This is a genomic window from Pseudochryseolinea flava (assembly GCF_003286915.1).
GTDB classification, from domain to species: Bacteria; Bacteroidota; Bacteroidia; order Cytophagales; family Cyclobacteriaceae; genus Ohtaekwangia; species Ohtaekwangia flava.
Genome location: NZ_QMFY01000026.1, coordinates 1 through 22,709 on the forward strand (window position 1 = coordinate 1; position 22,709 = coordinate 22,709).

Annotated in this window: 21 protein-coding genes; 3 read left to right on the forward strand and 18 right to left on the reverse strand. The window is 43.8% G+C overall.

The window, feature by feature from the left end:
- Positions 1 to 147: 147 nt before the first annotated feature.
- The 13 genes from rplT to DQQ10_RS26505 form a co-directional block, all read right to left on the reverse strand.
- Positions 148 to 492 (reverse strand): 50S ribosomal protein L20, encoded by a 345-nt coding sequence (gene rplT / locus DQQ10_RS26445; protein WP_112749968.1) that lies wholly within the window; start codon positions 490 to 492, stop codon positions 148 to 150.
- A gap of 79 nt (positions 493 to 571) precedes the next feature.
- Positions 572 to 766 carry a 50S ribosomal protein L35 gene (rpmI, locus tag DQQ10_RS26450; RefSeq protein ID WP_112749969.1) on the reverse strand — a complete coding sequence of 65 codons (195 nt, stop codon included), beginning with the start codon at positions 764 to 766 and terminating at the stop codon, positions 572 to 574.
- 20 nt (positions 767 to 786) lie between these two features.
- On the reverse strand, positions 787 to 1,323 hold the full coding sequence (gene infC / locus DQQ10_RS26455; protein ID WP_112749970.1) for a translation initiation factor IF-3: 537 nt from the start codon (positions 1,321 to 1,323) through the stop codon (positions 787 to 789).
- A 116-nt stretch (positions 1,324 to 1,439) separates the two neighbouring features.
- Positions 1,440 to 3,374 (reverse strand): threonine--tRNA ligase, encoded by a 1,935-nt coding sequence (gene thrS / locus DQQ10_RS26460; RefSeq protein ID WP_112749971.1) that lies wholly within the window; start codon positions 3,372 to 3,374, stop codon positions 1,440 to 1,442.
- A gap of 143 nt (positions 3,375 to 3,517) precedes the next feature.
- Entirely contained in the window at positions 3,518 to 6,022 is a 2,505-nt protein-coding gene (locus tag DQQ10_RS26465) for a DUF5686 and carboxypeptidase-like regulatory domain-containing protein (RefSeq protein ID WP_133259776.1), read from the reverse strand.
- A gap of 68 nt (positions 6,023 to 6,090) precedes the next feature.
- Positions 6,091 to 6,618 (reverse strand): SanA/YdcF family protein, encoded by a 528-nt coding sequence (locus DQQ10_RS26470; RefSeq protein ID WP_245970552.1) that lies wholly within the window; start codon positions 6,616 to 6,618, stop codon positions 6,091 to 6,093.
- A gap of 136 nt (positions 6,619 to 6,754) precedes the next feature.
- Positions 6,755 to 7,435 (reverse strand): TrmH family RNA methyltransferase, encoded by a 681-nt coding sequence (locus DQQ10_RS26475; RefSeq protein WP_112749974.1) that lies wholly within the window; start codon positions 7,433 to 7,435, stop codon positions 6,755 to 6,757.
- A 58-nt stretch (positions 7,436 to 7,493) separates the two neighbouring features.
- Positions 7,494 to 8,543 (reverse strand): SO2930 family diheme c-type cytochrome, encoded by a 1,050-nt coding sequence (locus DQQ10_RS26480; RefSeq protein ID WP_245970553.1) that lies wholly within the window; start codon positions 8,541 to 8,543, stop codon positions 7,494 to 7,496.
- Positions 8,544 to 8,550: 7 nt separating this feature from the next.
- Positions 8,551 to 9,735, reverse strand: coding sequence for a parallel beta-helix domain-containing protein (locus DQQ10_RS26485; protein WP_112749975.1), 1,185 nt, complete (start codon positions 9,733 to 9,735; stop codon positions 8,551 to 8,553).
- Positions 9,736 to 9,850: 115 nt separating this feature from the next.
- Positions 9,851 to 11,155 carry a NupC/NupG family nucleoside CNT transporter gene (locus DQQ10_RS26490; protein WP_112749976.1) on the reverse strand — a complete coding sequence of 435 codons (1,305 nt, stop codon included), beginning with the start codon at positions 11,153 to 11,155 and terminating at the stop codon, positions 9,851 to 9,853.
- Between the two features lie 97 nt (positions 11,156 to 11,252).
- Positions 11,253 to 11,849 carry a bifunctional nuclease family protein gene (locus DQQ10_RS26495; protein ID WP_112749977.1) on the reverse strand — a complete coding sequence of 199 codons (597 nt, stop codon included), beginning with the start codon at positions 11,847 to 11,849 and terminating at the stop codon, positions 11,253 to 11,255.
- 74 nt (positions 11,850 to 11,923) lie between these two features.
- Positions 11,924 to 12,877, reverse strand: a complete 954-nt coding sequence (locus DQQ10_RS26500) for an electron transfer flavoprotein subunit alpha/FixB family protein (protein ID WP_112749978.1) — start codon at positions 12,875 to 12,877, stop codon at positions 11,924 to 11,926.
- 31 nt (positions 12,878 to 12,908) lie between these two features.
- Positions 12,909 to 13,649, reverse strand: a complete 741-nt coding sequence (locus DQQ10_RS26505; RefSeq protein ID WP_112749979.1) for an electron transfer flavoprotein subunit beta/FixA family protein — start codon at positions 13,647 to 13,649, stop codon at positions 12,909 to 12,911.
- Positions 13,650 to 13,771: 122 nt separating this feature from the next.
- Between DQQ10_RS26505 and DQQ10_RS26510 the strand changes: the two genes are divergently transcribed.
- Positions 13,772 to 14,089 carry a tetratricopeptide repeat protein gene (locus tag DQQ10_RS26510; RefSeq protein WP_112749980.1) on the forward strand — a complete coding sequence of 106 codons (318 nt, stop codon included), beginning with the start codon at positions 13,772 to 13,774 and terminating at the stop codon, positions 14,087 to 14,089.
- On the opposite strand, the gene DQQ10_RS26515 is transcribed toward DQQ10_RS26510, so the two are convergent.
- From DQQ10_RS26515 to dnaB, 3 genes are all read right to left on the reverse strand, one after another.
- On the reverse strand, positions 14,050 to 15,894 hold the full coding sequence (locus DQQ10_RS26515; RefSeq protein ID WP_112749981.1) for a tetratricopeptide repeat protein: 1,845 nt from the start codon (positions 15,892 to 15,894) through the stop codon (positions 14,050 to 14,052). The two genes, DQQ10_RS26510 and DQQ10_RS26515, sit on opposite strands and share 40 nt — an antisense overlap.
- A gap of 66 nt (positions 15,895 to 15,960) precedes the next feature.
- Positions 15,961 to 16,764 carry a hypothetical protein gene (locus tag DQQ10_RS26520; RefSeq protein ID WP_133259777.1) on the reverse strand — a complete coding sequence of 268 codons (804 nt, stop codon included), beginning with the start codon at positions 16,762 to 16,764 and terminating at the stop codon, positions 15,961 to 15,963.
- A gap of 100 nt (positions 16,765 to 16,864) precedes the next feature.
- Positions 16,865 to 18,397, reverse strand: coding sequence for a replicative DNA helicase (gene dnaB, locus DQQ10_RS26525; protein ID WP_112749983.1), 1,533 nt, complete (start codon positions 18,395 to 18,397; stop codon positions 16,865 to 16,867).
- Between the two features lie 356 nt (positions 18,398 to 18,753).
- Between dnaB and DQQ10_RS26530 the strand changes: the two genes are divergently transcribed.
- Both DQQ10_RS26530 and DQQ10_RS26535 read left to right on the forward strand, forming a co-directional pair.
- The gene (locus DQQ10_RS26530) at positions 18,754 to 20,130 is read left to right on the forward strand and encodes a UDP-N-acetylmuramate--L-alanine ligase (protein WP_112749984.1); all 1,377 of its coding nucleotides are present in this window, start codon (positions 18,754 to 18,756) and stop codon (positions 20,128 to 20,130) included.
- Between the two features lie 33 nt (positions 20,131 to 20,163).
- Complete coding sequence (locus DQQ10_RS26535) at positions 20,164 to 20,979, forward strand: 3'-5' exonuclease (protein ID WP_112749985.1); 816 nt, start codon at positions 20,164 to 20,166, stop codon at positions 20,977 to 20,979.
- Between the two features lie 179 nt (positions 20,980 to 21,158).
- On the opposite strand, the gene DQQ10_RS26540 is transcribed toward DQQ10_RS26535, so the two are convergent.
- Complete coding sequence (locus DQQ10_RS26540) at positions 21,159 to 21,785, reverse strand: DUF1684 domain-containing protein (RefSeq protein ID WP_112749986.1); 627 nt, start codon at positions 21,783 to 21,785, stop codon at positions 21,159 to 21,161.
- 24 nt (positions 21,786 to 21,809) lie between these two features.
- On the reverse strand, positions 21,810 to 22,604 hold the full coding sequence (locus tag DQQ10_RS26545) for a M48 family metallopeptidase (RefSeq protein WP_112749987.1): 795 nt from the start codon (positions 22,602 to 22,604) through the stop codon (positions 21,810 to 21,812).
- Between the last annotated feature and the right edge of the window lie 105 nt (positions 22,605 to 22,709).

Here is a 22,709-nt window from a genome sequence, read left to right on the forward strand (position 1 = left end):
AAAGACTACTTTTGTTTTAGTACACACAAGCAAGATAACGACTTGCAACTAGAAGAGGACTCACGTTCTCTTCTTTTTTTTTATCCATACACAAAAGAAGAGGCTGCCCTTTTGAGACAGCCTCTTCTTCATCATTTATGAATGCAATTACTTTACTTTCTTCACTACAGCTTCGAAAGCACCTGGGTGATTCATAGCAAGGTCCGCTAAAACTTTGCGGTTCAAATCAATGCCTGCTTTTTTCAACTTGCCCATCAACTCAGAGTATGACATTCCATGAAGACGTGCACCTGCGTTGATACGCGCGATCCATACGCCTCTGAACTCTCTTTTCTTTTGCTTTCTGTCGCGGTACGCATACCCCAACCCTTTTTCAATAGCATTTTTTGCTACTGTCCAAACATTCTTTTTACGACCAAAGAAACCTTTGGCCAGCTTCATAAAGCGCTTACGTCTTGCTCTTGAAGCTACGTTGTTTACTGATCTTGGCATTTTACTTTGTTACTTTTTGGCTGATGGCGTCACCTGTTACAATGATCTTAAGCCAGCATCCGGGTTAAACATTAAACCATTAAAGAATGAGCATTGCTTTCACGTTGTTCATATCAGATTTGCTAACAAGGTTTTTCTTACCAAGTCTTCTTTTTTGCTTGGTCTCCTTCTTAGTCAGAATATGATTTTTAAACGCGCTCTTCTTCTTAATCTTACCAGTGCCAGTGATTTTGAATCTTTTCTTGGCGCCTGATTTTGTTTTTAACTTAGGCATTGTATAAAAATTATAGACTACTATTTTTTTCCAACCTTCGGCATGATCATCATGCTCATCCGTTTTCCTTCAAGCTTAGGCATTTGTTCAACCTTGCCATGCTCTTCGAGTAATTGAGCGAATTTCAACAATAGAATCTCCCCGCGCTCTTTATACACAATCGAACGACCAGGGAAAAACACTGTCGACTTCACCTTGAATCCTTCTTTCAAAAATTCAAAAGCGTGTTTCACTTTGAAGTTGAAATCGTGATCGTCAGTGTTTGGACCGAATCGGATCTCCTTGATGACTACTTTTTGAGTCTTCGCCTTGATCTCTTTCTGTTTCTTCTTCTGCTCGTATTTAAACTTCGAATAATCAACAACCTTACAAACTGGCGGATCTGCATTGGGAGAGATCTCTACAAGATCTAATCCTTGCTCTTGGGCCAGTTTAATAGCCTGGTGAATTGGATATACATCCACTTTAATGTTTTCGCCGACAACGCGCACGCGTGGTGCCGTGATCCGTTCGTTTATCCGATATGGCTCTTCAGGCTTTTGTGGGCCTCTCCGCATCGGTCTACCAAAACTACCGCCGGGTCTATTTGTGTTAGGACTGTTAATAACTGAAAATGTTTAAGTTCCAAAAAACAGGCTGCAAATATCGCTATATTTTCTTTCTTTCAAAATAGTTAAACTGGAGCAGCACATTCCAATTTAAAAGAATTAACAAATTCTTCTAATAATACGCTTCCTTGGTCTCCCTGGCCTTGTCTTCTGATGGCAACTTTATTCTCTGCCACCTCTTTTTCGCCCACGATGAGCATATAAGGAATCTTCTTCGTCTCGGCATCGCGAATCTTACGACCGATCTTTTCATCACGATCATCCAGCAACCCTCTGATATCCTGCTCTTTAAGCTTATCGTAGACGATCTTCGCATAGTCGTTGAATCGCTCCGAGATCGGCAATACCGCAATTTGATCGGGCGACAGCCATAGCGGAAACTTACCGGCACAGTGCTCTATCAAAACCGCCACAAAACGCTCCAATGAACCAAATGGCGCACGGTGAATCATGACCGGACGATGTTTTTGATTATCAGAGCCAACATATTCTAATTCAAAGCGGTTTGGAAGCTGATAATCCACCTGAATGGTTCCCAACTGCCAGCTGCGGCCAATGGCGTCTTTAACCATGAAGTCGAGCTTGGGACCATAAAATGCCGCTTCGCCTTGCACTGCCACAGTTTTCAAACCGCGCTCATCAGCAGCTTCCTGAATCTCACGCTCCGCGCGATCCCAAAGCTCATCGTCTCCAATGTACTTTGCTTTGTTCTCAGGGTCACGCAGCGAAACCTGGGCCGTGAAGTTTTCAAATCCAAGCGAGTTAAACACGTGCAACACCAGGTCGATTACTTTCACAAACTCTTCTTTCACCTGATCAGGACGGCAAAAGATGTGAGCATCATCTTGTGTGAATCCGCGCACCCGGGTGAGGCCATGAAGCTCGCCACTCATCTCGTAGCGATATACAGTACCAAACTCCGCTAAACGCACAGGCAGATCCCGATATGAACGCGGCTTAGTCCTATAAATCTCGCAGTGATGCGGACAGTTCATTGGCTTCAGCAAAAATTCCTCACCTTCATCAGGTGTGCGGATCGGCTGAAACGAATCCTTCCCATACTTTTCATAGTGACCTGAAGTCACATATAATTGTTTACTTCCGATGTGTGGCGTTACAACTGGATCATATCCTGCTTTCACTTGCGCACGACGTAGAAATTGCTCAAGACGTTCGCGTAACAGTGTACCCTTTGGCAGCCATAGCGGCAACCCCATCCCTACACGTTCAGAAAACGCAAACAATTCCAACTCTTTTCCGAGCTTCCTGTGATCACGTTTTTTGGCTTCCTCCAACAAATGCAAATACTCCTCAAGCTCTTTTGCCTTAGGAAAAGTGATACCGTAAATACGGGTGAGCATTTTATTGTTCTGATTGTTTCTCCAATAAGCACCGGCTACGTTGAGCAGCTTAATAGCTTTTAAGAAACCTGTATTAGGAATATGTGGACCACGACACAAATCCGTGAAATTCCCCTGCTTGTAGAAAGTAATGGTACCATCTTGAAGATCGTTGATCAACTCAATTTTGTATTCATCACCTTTTTCTGTGAAATATTTTAAAGCCTCTGCCTTCGAAACAGATGAACGGTCAAATGTACTGTCTTTTTTGGCAAACTCTTTCATCTTCGCTTCCAACGCTGCGAGATCATCTTCGCCAAAGGCCCTTCCTCCTAAATCCACATCATAGTAGAAGCCATTCTCGATAGCAGGACCTGCGCCAAACTTAACGCCAGGATACAACGCCTCAAGTGCCTCAGCCATTAAGTGTGCAGACGAATGCCAAAAGGTACTCTTACCACCTTTGTCGTTCCACGTCAAAATTTTGATTGATGCATCATTGTCGATTGGCCTTGCTAAGTCGCGGATCTCTCCATCAACTTCAATGGCAAGTGCCACACGTGCAAGACCTTCACTGATACTGCTGGCGATCTCAATACCTTTTACGCCTTGCGGGTACTCCCGCACACTTCCATCAGGAAGCGAAATTTTTACATTCATGTTTTTTGTCAGCTATGAATTAAAATACAACATTAATTCAGCTTGCAAATATAGAAGTTATTGGTTACCGGTAATCAGTTGCGTCAAATGATTTCGATGGCTCCTAAGCCAAGTGCTGGGGATAAACCAGGAAAAACACTCTCTCACAACGAAAACTGGAAGCTCACCAGCACGCCGAACTTTCTGACATCGGGGTTATCGAGATAGGACAATCTGTGAATAAAATCTACCCGGATAAACTTGAAAATATTCTCAAGGCCATAACCGAGTTCCATGTAAGGCTTGCCGTTCGTAAGATAGCCGATACCATCCTCCTCATTGGCGGTCACAAGCTTTTGGTTGGCTTTACTCATGCCACCAGCAATAAGATTTGCAGTTCCTAGTAAACGCCATTTCAATTTGCGCATCAAGGGTATTCTATTCAACAGTAATCCCTCAAAGTGATGCTGATATTGTAAGCCTACATAGCGGTCACTCACAAATTCTCCATAGCGCATCAAATTGAACGTCGCAGAAGTATACACCGGCGTTTGATTGCCCAGGTGCGGACTGAGAAGCGGATATGGTGCCTGATCGAACATATACTCACCAAACACATTCATGTATCCAACGCCCAACGGACCAAACCGAACGCGCTTGTAGAACGAAAGCCTGATCTTGTTGTAACTAAAATCACTCCCAGCAATTCCCTTGATCCCGCGCGTGTATCTCACCGTGATGATCGGCCACTTCGACGTACCAAGACTGATGCGGTCATTTCCATCCTGAACAAAAAGTTCATCACGTGCCCAGCGTGATTCAATCATCACTTCGGCGTTTTGAAACCTGGATGCCGTATCGTAGACTCCTCCTTCCGATGGCTTCCGGTAGGTAAAGTCAAACGTGGGTTCGAAGGTCATGTACTTGAATGCGATCCGTTGTGAAAATCCTTTCCAGACTTCCCGTTGAAAATTAAAGCGTGCTTCATCAAAGTAGTAGCCCTTTCTAAAAACTCCCCAACGCTGGGCTGCCAAAAACAAATAATTATCGGCGAGAATTTCATCGTCTATTCCCACACGACCGATGTCACGCCGCACGCGTACACTCATCGTCGTCCATCGATCGCGAGAAAGAATATTTTGAACAAACGCTGAGTATTTGAAACGTTCATCTTTAAATCCATAGCCTAGCTGTCCACCGAACACCCAACGACCGCTAAAGTCATAACTGGTTTTGAAACCCGACTGTAAGCGAAATCCTTCAATGTTGTTGACAGCAAACAACCCGATATATGGACCAATAAATATTTTACCCGCATCGTAATAGCCATTAACAACAATCTTGATGATGTCCGTATACGTTTTCACTACAGGAATATTCTGCAGTGTGTCGATCATCTTATAAACATTCTTCTCGGTGTCTGTCAAAGGTTCGTGACGAAGTGTATCCCAAAAAGAATCTTCTTCGTGTAGTCGCGCATCTTCAGCCATCACAATTGGATGCTGATAAAACGTAGCTTCGTGAGGCTTATTAACTGTGAAGTTCTTATTGGAAGTATAGAACTTCGCGAGCATCCCAGCAGATGCGTTTGTAAGTTCACTCACATCAATCAATACACGATTTTTTATGGGCAGCCAGGCACCACCCTCTACCTTTTCCAACTCTTGCTGAATCTTGATTTTCTCAATGAAGTTTAAGTTGGCTTGCTTACCAATGGTGACGTCGATTTGCTTCAAAGCATAGCCCTCCTTCGTAATCCAAACGGTTCCTGTAAAGGCTAAATCTTGGGGACTTTTCGGAAAGAAGTCTAATCGGTAGCAGTAGTGATCACCCACGTACATGCTGTCCGTTAAATCGTATTCGTAGTACATTCTACCCCCATCGGCGATGGGTGATATAAACTCCTTGCTTACAATGTTCAGCCAGTTTTGATAGAAGTTGTATTCTTGAAACGATGATCCAATAAATTGCGTGACCAGGGTTCCATCTTCAATACCTACGCCGCTAATCTTTGAGTGGAGGATATTTTCATAGCGAAGTTGTGGGTTATCACGGAAATAAAATTTCGACACGCTTTCAGAGATGAACATCGGCAAGATCGGTTTACCATCTTCACCGGCCATGCGCTCAACGCTGTCGAGTACTTGCGTAATCTTTCGCATAGTTTTCTTTTGACGAAGCTTTTCAGAAATATTATCGACGTCGATTTCTATTTTGGTGTAGGTGTCGTACTCGTACGCTTCGAGTTTCCGCTTGTCGTTATACTTCCGATTCTTATCTACGCGGCGGAGAATCTCAAAGGCCGGATTTTCGCCCGCAAGAACCACCACTTCAGCCAACGCCGTAACATCTTCCTGTAACTGGAAATTGACCGTTTGTGTTGTCCCACGCGTGATCGCTTTGGCTTTGGTCTGATAACCAACTGAAGTGACTTTAATTGAATCGACAGGGGTACTTGTCTTCAGCTGATAGTTGCCTTCAAAATCCGTTGTAATACCAGTGGTAGTCCCAACGAACACAACATTGGCAAACGGAAGTGGATCTCCTGTTGTGGCATCGGTGACCTTACCTTTCACTATGGTCTGGCTAAACGCCGAAAATGCCATGAGTAGAAACGTGGAGAGGAAGAAAATCGATCGTTGAATAATTCGGCCTCTAATCTTTCGCACAAATACCAATTTTAATGACAAAAATATGAATAACTCTAACCATAAAAAACAACGCGGGGTTTCACTATTCAAGAATTAAGTTCCTCTTTTTCACCCAAAAATTGAGGGTCTGTTTTGAGGATATAGAGATCAAGCACCGCTTTCGGACGAGCAAAGTATTCGCGCACGAGTACTTTGAATGATATATTAAGCTCTGGCTCATCGGCCACCATCGCCACGGCATCCATATCATAGTAGTTGCTGATGAAAATTGCGCGATAGCTATGAAAGGGTTGTGTGATGATGGTGATTTTATTCTGTCCGAAGATTTTCTTGCTACGCACGACTGAATCAAGCGTTCGCAGCCCTGCATAATCTAAAGTGATGGCTTCCTTTGGTATGCCTTTTTCGATAAGCGCTTTCTGCATCGCCACGGGCTCGTTGTAATATTGCGTGCTGTTATCGCCGCTAAGAATGAAGTGATCTACCTTGCCAAGTTTAAAGAGCTTTGCGGCAGTTTCAATTCGGTGCTCAAAAAAAGGATTAGAGCCACCGCCTGCAAGTCGATGACTAGTTCCTAGCACCAAGGCAATGCTATGATCTGGGAGCTTATTCAAGTCATCATAAATTTGATCGCGCGTACTCTGAACCACCCAAACATTACATCCGACAATAAACAAAAAAAACACTAGTACTAAGACGAATACGAACCGCTTAAGCCTGCGCATTACTATAGACATTTCAAATACAAACTTACTCAATTGCTCTCAAAAACTCACGCTCGATCAAATCGGAACGCTTCACCACTTTGCGGTACCATTCTAGTTTTAATGACTCCTTTTCCGCTTCAGAAAGACCGAACGAAACACCGCTACTTCGAAACCTATTGATGACCGAATTCACACAAATTGCCGCGCTCACTGAGATATTCAAGCTCTCAGTGAAGCCATACATGGGGATTCTTACCTTCTGATCTGCATGCGCTAATGCATAAGACGATACACCGCGAAGTTCGTTGCCAAATACCACGGCTAATTTTTGATCGACATCCACTTCATGTATCGATACACCATCAGGATCTGGATCCGCCACAAGAATTTTATAACCGTTGTCGCGAAGTTTTTTATAACACGTCTCGGTATTATTGACGCCACGTTCATTGTAACGTTCCATGTTCATCCACTTATAAGCACCTTTTAACACACGAACATTCAGCAAATATTTGGCCGTATTTTCGATAATGTGCACGTCTTGGATGCCCATGCATTCACACGTGCGCACCACGGCGCTTGCATTCTGTGATTGATAAATATTCTCCAGAACGATCGTAAGGTGACGGGTACGTTCGCCGAGTACCTTGTCGATAAATTGCTTCTTATGCTCTGAAACAAACTGTGCGAGATGATTAAAGACCTGAAGTTCGCGCGGGGTCATGAGGCGGTGTACATGGTGTTCTCAAGAAAGAACAAAGATACACCTAGTTTTTACCTTTTTAGAAAGTATTTTTTTTGATCCATTCTTCGATCAGTGCCACGCCTTCCTTATCAATTTGCTCCCGTCCAATTTCTGGCATCGCTATGGCCGGATCGTTCGTCTTCATTCGATACACCAAAATTGATTTGTGCGGCTGCCCCGGAACGATATCATATTGCAAATCTCCAGCACCGCGTCCGGCAGCAATAGGCGATTTGTTAACACCCAAATGTGCACGATCAGTCTCTTGAATGTCTAGAAATAATCCTGAGGTATTTGCAGGCCCCTTTCTCGAATGACAATGCGCACAATTGGCATCTAAATAAGAGCGCGCACGATGATTCAGGTCGGTGTTGCGCACATCTCCCCAAACCGCTAGCGCGGGAATTTGTTCTTGCGCCGGTAGGGCATCAATCAACCCTTGGCGCTGCCAGTATATCAACTGATTTTCTGTACGCGCTGAATAATTGTAGTTGCCGTTCAACTGCCGCGCCGAAACACCAATAGGTTTCATCTTGCCATCACGGATATGACATCCTTTGCATTGATTTTTATTGGGCACAACATACGGTGTAGTAATCTTCTTTCCATTTTTGTCTACGTAAGAGATCGTCTTTGTATCGCCAGCTGCATCGTAGGTAGCTTCAGTCTGTTCCTCATCCCAAATGTATGGCCAGGCTTCCCACCCTGTAGATTGATGTACCAGCAGCCGTGTTTCAATGACCTTCTTTCCTTTGTCGGGATTTCGAAAATCCAGCGGGTAATAAAAATTCTTAATTAAAATTGTTCCAACGGGAAGATCAAAAGCTATGCTATCATTATAAACAGCTTTTTGTCCTTTCGGAACAATAACAAACCTTGACTTCTCCGCATAGTTGCTGAAGAGTGGCGTGTTAACCGTATAGGGAATTACGTGCGCTGCCGGATTAAGAGACTTTAATGATCCCGTGAAAAAGCCGTATGCCGACAACGTGTCGTGACGTTCCACGCGTTCCTGATTTTCAAATGAAACAAAGAAAACTGCAACGACAATCAACATCAAGGCACCGACCGCACTTCTCATATCCATGCTAATTTTAATTTGAACTCAACACGACGGGCTCGATTGACGGCCGAGCACAATCGTGCTTAAGCATATCGGTCGACTTATTTTTGAACTTGTTGCCTGCATCGATGTTCACGAACGTGGCATTGCTGTTATTACGAATACAGATATTTCGTTCCTTCATGGCCGGATCGTCAATACCATCATAAAGGATATGCGGAACCTTCTTACCAAAACGCAGTTTGAACTTATACATCTTCCCTAGCCTACCCTTACTCGTCGCCTTCACCATCGGACGCTCATAGTAGTTATCATGGATATAAATGTTAGACGGAAAAGGATTATACGTTTTATCATTGATCGGATTCTCAGTAATGTAATAACTGACGATCGCCGTGCCTGCAGAAATATTATTGACAATCTTATTTTCAAATGCTTCAACATTGCGCGTTGCCAAAATCATAAAGCCTGTGCCTTGTGGAACCTTTCCAACAGTATTTCCTTTCGGCGCAAAATTGATATGATTATTATCGTGAACATGGTTTCTGAAAATCCGAACGAAGCCTCCTTCTTTTTGAATTAAATCCGGCAAATCAAAAACCAAAATCCCCCCTGTGTTATCATACGCTTCATTGTCATACACATCGGCATACCACGAATTTTCGATTTCAATACCTGCCACGTTTTTATAAGCCTTCGAATTTTTCACTACAATATGTTTCGACTGACCCACATAAATTCCAGCATCACTTGCGCCGACTGCATGACATCGATCGATCAATACATTTGTACATTGCACCGGGTATAGTCCGTATCCGCCATTGTCCTTGCTGGCACCACCAGTCCATTCAGCTTTAACATTGACGAAAGTAATACCTTCCACGAGTTGGGCTTTTACACCGTCACCTTTCGCGTCTTGAACGGTTAGATCTTGTAATGTTATGTTCGCGCCATTGGTAATTTTAATTCCCTCCGCGCCTGACAGTTGTCCTTTAAAGCTAAGCACTGTCTTGTCCATGCCGGCGCCTTTGATAGTCACGTTTTTCTTTCCATCCATCGATAAGCTTGCATCAAAATGAAAATTTCCCTCGGGCAGCGTAATCACGCCGCCGTCGTCAACATCGATAAATTGTGTTTGAATTTTCTTTTGAATTTCCTTTTGCGCTACAACGGGAAGAGCGCAGCATAATAAAATGTAGACGAACAACGATTTCATAAATCCTCCTCTATTTCTGGTGGTAAATGGAATGTAGGAAGACGCCCAGGCAAGCACAAGCTGCGGTGGCTGTCTTAGGAGTAAGTTACGATTTTAAACTTTCTGAAAATAGGGATTAGAATAATGCCCCGGCAATTGTGGCCGTCATCATGGTAGCGAGTGTCGCTGCGATCATGGCCCGCATTCCCAACTTGGAAATATCGGCTTGCCGACTCGGCGCCATCCCGCCTGTGCCTCCGATTTGGATGGCTATTGAACTGAAGTTAGCAAATCCACAGAGGGCGTAGGTCGCGATAATAACAGATTTTTCACTGATGGCGGCAGCGGCTTTCATTTTTCCTAAATCGATATACGCAACAAATTCATTGATCACCATTTTTTGACCGAGCAAGCTTCCAACCTCAAGGGAGTCTTGCCAATCCACACCAATCATAAATGCGAACACCCGAAAGATCTGCCCAAGCAGATACTGAAGAGACAAGCCATCGAATGTCCCGTCGGTGCTAGCCTTAATTATTTCATTAAGTCCAGTATACTTTCCCACAAAATCCACCAAAACCCAATTCACAGCATAAATTACAGCGATGAATGCAAGCAACATCGCGCCGATATTAAGCGCCAGTTTTAATCCATCCGATGCGCCGGTTGCAATCGAATCGATCAAGTTAACGCCAACATTTTCCTTCGTTAGTTTCAAAGATTGATCAATGGGTTCTGTCTCCGGAAGGAACAGTTTCGCCATGACGACCGCTGCAGGTGCGCTCATGATGGAGGCCGTTAAAAGATGCGTAGCAAATCGAAGTGCCTCTTGAGGATCAGCCCCTCCTAAGAAAGTCACAAAAGCACCAAACACACTACCGGCGATCGTAGCCATCCCTCCTGTCATGAGACAATGCAACTCCGAGCGTGTCATGTGGGGAATAAAAGGTTTCACCAACAATGGCGCTTCAGTTTGTCCCATAAAGACATCGCCGGCTAACGATAGACTTTCCGCGCCAGACATTTTCATAGTCCGCGTCATCAGCCATGCAAATCCATATACAATTTTTTGAAGTATTCCCAGGTGATAGAGCCCAGCTGTTACCGCCGAGAAAAAGATAACGGTGGGCAGCGTTTGAAATGCAAATAGAAACCCTAAGCTGTGCTTAGCGTTGGGATCGCTGTTCGAATTTTTGGAGAGGTCTCCATAAAGAAACTCAGCACCTTTTTGCGCAAAACTCAAGAAGGTCATAAACTGCGCACTGAGGTACTCAAAAACGTCTTTCGCGATGTCGACCTTTGCAATAAGAAGTCCTAGGATTACTTGAAGCAAAATCCCCACACCAATGAGCTTCCAGTTAATTGCTTTTCTGTTAGAGGAGAAGAGATAGCCTATACCAACGATAAAAATAAGGCCTCCAAGCGCGCGCAGATACTCCATAGCAAGTGTTACAAGGCCACAGGCCCTTAAGGTTTTAGGTTATTCAGAGCACAAAAAAAGCATAAAGTCTATTTACCTTATGCTTCGTTGGTGAAAATTAATTTCTTTTTCCTAGCTCGTCGCGAATCTTCGCGGCACGCTCGTAATCTTCTTTATCGATAGCTTCTTTCAGCAGCTCGTTCAAACGATCTACTGTGTAGTTTTTGAAGTCATCTTTCTTGGTCGTCTCTTTCTTAACTTTTGCCTTTTCTACTTTAGGTTCCGGCTTTTCTTCCTCAGCTTCATCTGTTAACACGATACCTGCTTCTGCTAAAATGTTTTCGTAGGTGTAGATAGGTGAGTCAAAGCGTAGACCGATAGCGATTGCATCGGAAGGACGCGCATCGATTTCCGTTTTCTTTAACCCATCAGAGCATACAATCTTTCCGAAGAAGACACCTTCTTTCAAATCTGAGATGATAATTTCCTCGACCGTAAAATGAAAGTTGCTGGCAAAGGATTTAAAAAGATCGTGCGTCATCGGTCGATTAGGAATGATCTTTTCGATCTCAATGGCGATGGCTTGCGCCTCAAACATTCCGATGATAATGGGTAGCCTTCTGTTTCCTTCTGTTTCACCAAGCACCAGGGCGAAAGACCCTGTTTGCGATTGACTGGAGGAGAGACCTAATATTTCGAGTTTTATTTTTTTCACTTTCGCGCTTTCCTAAGCTTCAATTCTTATTACAACTTACAAAATTCAGTCTTGTGCACATCTGCTTCCGAAATTTATTTTATGGCTTTAATAGCGGCAGTCAATTTCGGAACTACATCGAATGCATCACCAACAATACCGTAGTCGGCCGCTTTGAAGAATGGTGCGTCAGCGTCTTTATTGATCACCACGATGCACTTTGACGAGTTCACACCTGCCAAATGTTGAATAGCCCCCGAAATACCAACAGCAATATAAAGCTGCGGGGCGACCTTTACACCTGTTTGACCCACGTGCTCATGATGTGGTCTCCAATGCATGTCCGACACAGGCTTACTGCATCCTGTTGCCGCATGTAAAGTCTTGGCAAGTTCTTCAAGAATCCCCCAATGCTCTGGACCTTTCATTCCTCTTCCTCCTGAAACAACAATGTTCGCTTCTGGTAGAAGTACTTCGCCAGTGGCCTTCTCTGATGACGTTATTTTTACAGCAAAGTCTGCGTCGTTTAATGTCACTGCGTATGGCGTTGCTTGCACTGGTAATCCCACTGCTTTAGCCTCCGCCGCGTTCTTCTTAATACCGATTACTTTCTTTTGATTCTTGAGCTCAACCTGCATAAATGCTTTACCGGTATAAATGCTTCGCTTCACGGCAAAACCAGCTGAGGTATTCGGGAGCTCTACTACGTTAGACGCAAGGCTAGCCGATATCTTGGCAGCAACCCTCGCCGCCACGGGTGTTCCCAACGAAGAATTTGCAAGTACCAAAATGTCAGCTTGCTCATCTTGAAGCGCCTTCACCAAAACAGATGCATACGCTTGTATGATGCCGTCGTTCAACTTCGAATCCGAAGCGTGTAGCACCTTTTGAGCGCCGTATGTTCCGAGTGCTTCGAGTTCTTCTTTATCGACATTACCAAGTGCAATCGCAGTAACACCCTGTCCCATCGCATGGGCATAGGCTACCGCTTCAAGCGATGTCTTCTTCACTTTTCCTTCAGCGCTTTCTACAAAAACGAGTACAGGCATTGCGTTAATATTTTAAGAGTGGGTATTAAAATCAGAGTACTTTTGCTTCATTCTTCAGAAGCGTTACCAGCTCGGCAACATTGTCCGCTGCAATCATCTTCACAGCACCCTTCGGTGGTGGTAATTCAAATTGCTGAAGCTTCACGCCGCTGTCGACAGAAACTGGCTCTACTACTTTCAACGGTTTTGTTCGCGCAGACATGATACCACGCATATTAGGAATTTTCCATTCTGCTATCGGCTCTTGACATCCAGCTACAAAGGGAAGGTTAACTTCCAAAAACTCTTTACCTCCTTCTATCTCACGCGCAAGCTTCGCCTTTGTCCCTTCTATATCTAGCTTCATCACAGGCGACACCGATGGCCATCCCAACAGCTCACCTACAATACCATGCACCACGCCGCTATTGTAGTCAATCGATTCGCGCCCCATTAATATAAGGTCGTACCCAATCGACTTGGCATGCTCAGCAATTTGTTTGGCTACAAAAAAAGAGTCTGTAGGTTCGGCATTAATACGCACAGCGTCATCGGCTCCAACGGACAATGCTTTTCTAATCGTTGGCTCTGTATCTGCGGGTCCAACATTCAACACCGTTACTGTTGCACCCGGGGTCGCTTCTTTGATTTCTATAGCACGTGCCAAGGAGTAATCATCGTATGGACCGATAATAAACTGAACACCCGCCGTATTAAAGCGGGTATTATTATCTGTAAAATTGATTTTAGATGTCGTATCGGGAACGTGTGTAATGCAGACTAAAATCTTCATCTTGCTCTAAATCAATAAGTTCTAAACTAATTTTTCAATAAGGGCTCAAGATACAAAAATCCGTTTTTGAAAAGCGAAAATTTTAAAATTTCGGTTTTCTATTTTCATTTTTGTAGGAAGAAATGACACGTCTTGAACAGCTCCAACAGTTTTTGAAGGATGATCCGAGCGATCCCTTCAATGTTTATGCCCTAGCCTTGGAATACCAAAAGTCAAATCAAGAAGAGGCTATCCGATTGTTTGATGAACTCTTAATCAATCATAGCGATTATCTTCCCACCTACTATACGGCTGGGAAACTCTTTGCTAGCACGGGGGAAGTTCAAAAAGCCACAACAATCTTCGAACACGGTATTGCGAAAGCCCGTGAACAGCAACAACATAAAACAGTAAGAGAGCTTCAGTCGGCCTTGAACGAATTGCTTTTTGAATCAGAATAGGAGTCTGCCTCAGCGACCTTCTTGTTATAGAACTTCGCCAACAACGCCTCTTTATTAATGTCCAACAACTTCCGAGATGTGAGATAGTGAATAACTTTTTCTTCTAAATAATGATGCAGCGGAAGTAATATCGAAATCAAAGCAATTTTTATCCCGAGAATCTTCCAAGGCTCGCCATGTGTCCAATGATGAATTTGATTATCAGCGATGAGGATAATGAATTCAAAAAGGAAGATGAATGCAAAGAAGCCAAGGATGCGAATGGTAGCATGTGAAACACTGAATATCCCAAGCATCACCAACACAATGAACACTCCTGCGATAGCGGCTGTGATACCCATGTATTGAATATTATGACGATCCCGTTTTGCCTGCTCCTCGAGAATTGAGTCACGCTGTTTTCGTTTGTTTTCGTTTTCTACTTCAAGCAGCATCAAATCTTTTTCAGTCGACAATTTTTCAAGACTATCTTTGTACACGTAGTAGTCATGGCTGTGTGCATACGCGCTCTTGTAATCACCCAATTTCTGATAAAGTGAGTCCAACGTCTGAGCAGTAGTTTTCATCAATTCCATATCTCCCATCGCATCCGCGATAGCTTTCTGCTTAAATGTATACGCGACGGCTTTTTTGTAGTCTTTCTTTTCATTGTATAGGTTCGACATATTCGCATAAAACCAGAACAGGCTTAATTTACTACCCGTCTTCTCAAATGAAGGCTCCGCATGCTTCAGGAAATATTCAGCAGAATCAAGTTTATTCAGTGATATATACATCGCACCATAAGCTTGATCGATATTATGGCTGAATCCTGCATTTTCGACAAAAGCTTTCAACTCCGGCTTCGAGTTCAAATATTGCAACCCCTTCAACATCTGGTTACTATTAAAATACATGTCGACGATGTTACTATAGCTATTCAATTTGATCAGTTCAAATTTCATTGTGTCAGCCAAGGCAATTGCGCGATCGTAAAAACTCATCGCAATATCATACTGCTTCGCCTGAGTATACACCCGCCCTATACCATTGTAAGCTTCTAAGCGATCTAGTTTCTTATCGAAGCGCTTCGTGATCGCCACAAATTTATACAAGTAATCTTTCGCTCGCTCATAATCATCAAGGCTCGCGTAAAATGCTGACAGGTTTTGATAGGTATTTTTGAGTAGCTTAAAATTATCGGCACGTTCGGCAATCTCCAATGCCGCGAGATAGTTTCGAAAAGCCAACATTTTATCTTTCTTACGCATGTACGTGTTAGCAATCGCGTTAAAAGCAAAAACTTTTAAGGAATCACTATCACTTGCCGTGGCCAACGACAAGGCCAGGTTATTAAAGGTAAGTGCCTCATCAAATTCAGCATTGAGACGCAGGCCTATGGCTACATACATATTAGCCCACGCTTCCCACTCCGGCAGGTGACTTGCTTTTGCTAACGAAAGCGCTTTACGCGAAGCACTCAAGCCCTGTGTGATATTCTGCTGCAAAATACTCAAGTTATAAAGGCGTTGCGCATTCGAAAGGTGCGCACGAATGATTAGACTCCGGTCCCGACTCTCCTCCGCAATCCTGAATTGTTGCGCTGAATATTCATCAGATAATTTCCTATTGGCCCCAACCGAAAACTCTGCCAGCTCGCCGAGTACCTTCACTTTATCAGTGTTGGAGGTCGCCCGAGCAAGTTGCGCCTCAAGCGTATCGATCATCGGATTAGATTTCAAAAAAGGATTATTACTATCCTGCGCACTCAGCTTACCAGCAGCAACTATCAGGATCAAGCACAACGCAATGACAATACGGGGCATAAATTATTTTTCGATAAATATAAATGAATGCGCCAACAGTTCTGCAATACTTCTACCTCGATCACATCAATTTTCAGGCGCACCGTCATCGACCCAACAGGCTATGATGTCAATTTGATCTTGGGTTAGCGATCCCTCGAAAGGCATACTTCGATTTTGTGTCTGAGTCTTAATGTCAGCCGCAAATTTTTTCGCGGATTTATACTTTCTGAAATCGTTTGTTCGTGAAATTCCGTTATGACATCCGACATCAGAACATTTTAATGTAAGCAATGGTTGGATATCCGTTGACCACCGTACGTCACTGGCTCCGCGCGGTACATCCACCTGCAACTCGCTCGCACATTCGTCAACATCACTAACTTTTACGATATGGACACCGAACTGCAGTCCAACGAAGGTGCTATCCGCAGAAAACTCACCACCGTCGATACTAAAAACATAAGGAGGATTACCTTGATCGATGTCGATTGTGACTTTGCCATTATTGGAGAGGCATTCTGTGTCAGGCTCAAAAGTGGTGAGAAATGTAAAACCCGCCGCCGGAACCGTTACATTGGTTTGAATCGCTTCACATCCCAAAGCGTCAATTACTTTAACAACATATATACCTGGAGAAAGCCCCTTCATACTGTCTGTTTCGAACAGCTTGTTATTCGCCATAAATTGATAGGGAGGCTCTCCACCGGTCACTGTCGCATAGATGATTCCATTTGCTACGGAACAACTCGCGGCACCACGCACAGAATCGATCTGTATTGTTAGATTGGACTTTGAGCAATCAATCCGGCCCGCGATGTCATGATAAACGCATGCGGTTAGGAATGTGAGCATCACCGCTGTAATGGCGCTTAAAAAAATACTTTTCACAATGCACTGTTAAACAGCGAAAGTAAATAAAATTAAGATTGGTAATCACTCTGACGTGTTATCGCCCGACTTACAACGTATCAACACGTTGAACGATCTTTTAGAAAGGTGTTTCCTCGTCGTCAACACCACCACCGCCCATCGGTGGTAATGGAGGAGGTTCTGGATTAAAGCTATTCAATCTACTTTCACGGGTCACCATGCCAGAGAATGGATTATCATACGATGATGGAGAGTCGAGGTCTGCGAACTTTGTGTATTTGCCAATAAACTTGAGCTTCACACTACCGGTAGAACCGTTACGGTGTTTTGCGATAATGACTTCACCCGTACCTTGTGTTGGCATACCTTCTTCGTCAACAGTGATCTTATAGTACTCAGGGCGATACAAGAACATAACGATATCGGCATCTTGTTCGATGGAACCGGATTCACGTAAATCGGCAAGCTGAGGTTTTTTGTCTCCCCCGCGGGTTTCTACACTTCGACTCAACTGTGAAAGTGCTAGCACGGGCACATTCAATTCTTTTGCAATACCTTTCAAGGAGCGTGAAATCGAAGCGATCTCTTGTTCGCGGTTACCAGTTTGTTCACCTCGCATGAGCTGCAAATAATCGATTACAATAATTTGGATACCGTTCTCCGCCTTAAGACGTCGGCACTTTGCGCGAAGCTCAAGGATGGAAATCGCTGGTGTATCGTCGATGAAGATTGGCGCTGAAGAAAGTTTCGAAGTTTTATGAACGAGCTGTGTCCATTCATGATCAGCAAGGTTACCTTTTTTGATCTTTTCACTTTCTAACTCTGCCTCTGCTGAGATCATCCTGTTTACCAACTGGATAGAAGCCATCTCCAATGAAAATATCGCCACAGGGATTTTAAAGTCTACGGCCGCGTTACGGAGTGCAGAAACCACAAATGCAGTCTTACCCATACCAGGACGAGCAGCGATAATGACAAGATCTGAACGCTGCCATCCGGAGGTCATACGATCGAGTTCTGTAAATCCGCTTGGCACTCCCGTTAAACCGTCTGTATGATCTTTCAGTGCCTGAAGTTCCTGAATAGCACGCGCCATGAGGTTACGCATGTTATCGTAATTCTTCTTTAGGTTGGCATCCGAAATCTGAAAAATTGATTGTTCGGTTTTATCCAAAAGCTCAAACACGTCTGTCACATCTTCATAGGCATCGTGGTGGATTTGAGAAGCAACTTGGATAAGTTCGCGTTTGATGGCCATCTCGATGATCACACGCGCGTGATATTCGATGTTTGCCGCTGAGCTTACCTTCGCCGTCAACTCGGCAATGTAATATGCACCGCCAACGAGTTCGACTTTGCCTTGCTTCCGAAGTTGATTCACAACGGTGCGCATATCCACAGGCTCAGAAGCCTTGAACAGGTCAACAATGGCAGTATAGATTTCTTTATGTGCCTCAACGTAGAAGTGTTCAGGCTTTAAAAATTCAACAACCGCATTGAGCGCGTTCTTCTCGAGCATCAACGCACCCAGTACAGCTTCTTCCAGATCAAGTGCCTGAGGAGGAAGCTTACCTAAACTTTCGGAGATATCCCGAGTAAGTACTTTATTAGATTTGCCGCCTGACCTCAGAAACGTTGATCTTTGCTCCATACAGTGGTTGTTGTACGTGTTTAAATTTTAAGGGCGACAAACGTATAAAAAGGAATGCAGATATTCTTATTAACATCAACAAGTTGTCAACATTCCACAAACAAACGATAAATGAATGTTTACAGTTCAATCACCTGCCCGCACCGCGATCTTCACACAAGTTCTGTTGACGACGCCAAGTACATGACGGTGTTAAAGCTAGCTGCGACCAATGACAACGAATGTCACGCACGTCCAATCACCCGCTGATTTTCAGATCGATAACACTGCCGAACGATGATCCTTCGATCGCGAACAGGCCCCTCTTGTTCACTCCAAACATTTTACCGTATTTTAAACCCCGAATTCGTTTTTCGATGGATGACAATAAACAGAAGATTCACTTTATTGCTATAGGCGGTGCTGTTATGCACAACCTGGCCGTTGCACTGAAGAAAGATGGACACATTATTACAGGATCTGACGATGAGATCTTTGACCCATCGCGCTCAACCTTGGAAGCCCATGGACTATTGCCCGCTAGCAACGGATGGGATACTGGCAAAATTCACGCTGGATTAGATGTTGTCATCTTGGGCATGCACGCCCGCAAGGACAATCCTGAACTTCTTAAAGCACAGGAACTTGGATTAAAAATAGTTTCCTTTCCTGAATACATATACCAACGATCGATCGACAAACAACGCATCGTGGTCGCCGGCAGTCATGGCAAAACTACCATCACCGCCATGATCATTCACGTGTTGAACTTCTTTAACAGAAATTTCGACTATGTCATCGGCGCACGTGTGCCGGGCGTTGAATACACCGTTAGGCTAAGTGACAATGCGCCTATCATTATCATTGAAGGCGACGAGTACCTCTCCTCTCCATTAGACCCTACACCAAAATTTTTAAGATACCAACATCACATTGGGATCATTAGCGGAATTGCCTGGGACCATGCTAACGTATTCCCGACGGAGGAAGAGTATGTAAAACAGTTCGATCGTTTTGCCGATCAAACTCCAAAGGGCGGTATTCTGATCTACTGCGAACAAGATCCGATGGCGTTGATGATTGGAAAAAAAGAACGCTCCGATACACTTGAAATTTCTTACAAAAGTCATCCACAAACATCTGACAACAACGGACAATTCTTTATCACCAATGGCAAAGAAAAGTATCCGGTAAAGGTCTTCGGAAGTCATAACTTCCAGAACCTGAGCGCAGCGAAAGAAGTACTAAAAAAAATTGGTATTAGCCAGGAGCAATTTTTCGAAGCCATCACCACGTTCAAAGGTGCCGCCGGTAGACTTGAGAAAATCAGCGAGAACAACACTACAGTGGTCTTTAAAGATTTCGCCCACGCGCCATCCAAAGTACGCGCTACGGTGAAAGCTGTCAAAGAAATACACCCGTCACGTGAGCTTGTAGCCTGCTTTGAACTGCATACATTTAGCAGCCTCAATAAAAAATTTATTCCTCAGTATAAAGACAGTATGAAGGCGGTGCAAACGCCAATCGTATATTTCAATCCAGAGAAGGTAAAAGAAAAAAATCTTGAAGCACTTTCCGAGACAGACGTCAAAGCAGCTTTTGCAAATCCTTCCTTGATTGTATTTACAGACGCTGCCAAACTGAAAGACTTCCTCCTGCAACAATCATGGAAGAATAAAAACTTGCTCTTGATGAGCAGTGGAAATTTCGGCGGATTGAATCTCATCGAATTGAGCGAAAAAATTGTGTCTTAACGGCACCTTGTATCCTTTAGTATTAGTTCCCCAATGAAACTTAACTTAAAAAACCCACTTTGCATTTTTGACCTTGAGACTACGGGGACAAATATCACGCAAGATCGCATTATCGAAATCGCCGTTGTCAAAATGATGCCCAACGGCGAAATTCTGCGCAAGTCAAACGTACTTAATCCAACAATACCAATCCCTGCGGAGTCTACACTCTTCCACGGGTTAACGGACGAAGACGTAAAAGACAAACCGTCGTTTAAAGACGTGGCTAAAGACTATGCGAAGTTCATGGAAGGTGCCGACCTCGCAGGATTTAATGTGTTAAAATTTGATATCCCCATGTTGGTCGAAGAATTTTTACGTACCGGCGTCGACTTCGATTACGCACGTAAAAAAATTATAGATGCACAGAAGATATTCCACATGATGGAAAAGCGTACGCTTTCTGCCGCGTACAAATTCTACCTGAATAAAGAACTTCAAAATTCACACACGGCTGAAGCCGATACCGAAGCAACCATGGAAGTACTGCTTGCGCAAGTTGAGAAGTATGAAGGACAAGATGTAATCGACGGCGCAAACAGAAAAATCGGTGAGATCAAAAATGATGTAGAAACGTTATCAAAGTTGACATCTTCCGATCTCGTTGACCTCGCAGGAAGGATGATTAAAAATCAAAAGGGTGAAGAGATCTTCAACTTCGGCAAACACAAGAATAAAGGTGTGACCGCGGTACTGAAAGAAGAACCTGCTTACTACGATTGGATGATGAACGGCGATTTTCCCCTAGACACGAAACGCAAGCTTACCGAGATCAAGCTACGCGGCTTTGGCGGAAAGCTAGGACGGTAAAATTTGTAAGTTTATTTATCGACTGAAATATGTAATGACGGCCCATCTCCATAATCCTGGTTTATTGCACGAGCTACTTCCGAGATAGGTATTTCCTCCACTCTCCTTCCACTCTTTCTCCACACTTCGTCCACCTAAAGTCTTACCAAGACCTTATGACGGACTATGATAGTATGATCTTAATGGTATTTAAGCTCCCCTGCCCTCACAGGAATGTTCAAAGCGTTGGCTGCCGGCGGAATGGGGCATGAATAACTACCATCCTCCTTGCCATAGCTGCAGTAAGGATTGTAGCACAGATTAAAGTCTATCACAACATCTTCTGAGTTTGGAACGCGAAATTCTAAATAACGACCAACTTCATATGTTTCGTCGCCATTTGTACTGTCGGTAAACGGGATAAAAAGGTAATCTTCGTATCCAGGCATCTTCATCAAATCAGGACTTTGATACACTTCAAGAACGAAGTTTTGTCCATCCAACGTGAACTGTACTTCACCATATTTTCTATAGTTCGGTAGTCGCGTTGTGGTCGTTTTCATTTTAAAGAGTACAGGTGAAGCGTTGAGCACGAACTTTGCCTGTACCCTATATTTTAGGTCAATGGGAAAATAATTCAGACCAGAAAAACGCTTGACATCCTTTGACGGCAGTGGCGATGTCGACTTATCCTTAAACTCTTTAAATTGTTTCTTTCGGTGATCAGCAATCTCCTTCAACGCAGCGTCATCCGCCGATTGCGCTACCAATTGCACAAAAGAGAAAATGAAGCAAAGAAATAATGCCGCGCCAAAAGCGTTTTTCATAATGATCTAGAACGTAAGTGTTGGTTATTTCTTATATACCTTCATGGCTTCTGGAATCCAAGCTTGCAGATCCTTGATACGTGTAGAGTGTGAAGGGTGAGTGGACATAAACTCAGGTGGCTCTTGGCCTCCACCGGCAGTCATACGCTCCCAGAATTTCGGCGCCTCGTTAGGATCATATCCTGCCATCGCCATAAAAATAAGTCCAATATGATCTGCCTCTGATTCATGTTCACGGCTAAACTTCAACATTCCGATGTTTGTTCCGGCGCCCACTGCTTGAAGAAGCAGATCTTTACCGGCAGTAGGATTTTGTCCCATCACGGCACTAAGTGTACCCAACCCATATTGCGCAAGCATTTGTTGACTCATGCGTTCTCTACCGTGATTGGCGATGGCGTGTGCAACTTCGTGACCCATTACTACGGCGATACCCGTTTCGTCTCTGCAAATCGGCATGATACCGGTGTAGAAAGCAACTTTACCCCCAGGCATACACCATGCGTTTACGGTTTTCGGATCATCAATCAAATTGAATTCCCATGCAAAGCCACTAAGTTCCGATGACAATCCTTTTTCTGCCATGTACTGCTCTACGGCTTTTTGAATTCTTGCTCCAACGCGTTTAATCATTTGAACCTGCTCTTGGTTCGTCGACAATGGACCTTTCTTCAACACTTCGGCGTATTGTTGATTGGCCATCGGAATAATTTCACCATTAGACACCAAGCTGAGCTGCTTTCGTCCCGTTACAGCAACGGAAGCGCACGCGCTCACAATAAGACCAGCGATCAGAACGATCAATACCTTTTTGAACATATCTTTTAAATTTTGGATAAAAATACAAATCTGAAGATTTATTGTTTTATAAATTTGGACGAATCTAAACCTTAGCGGAACAAATCGTAAAAATCGATGCCGTAT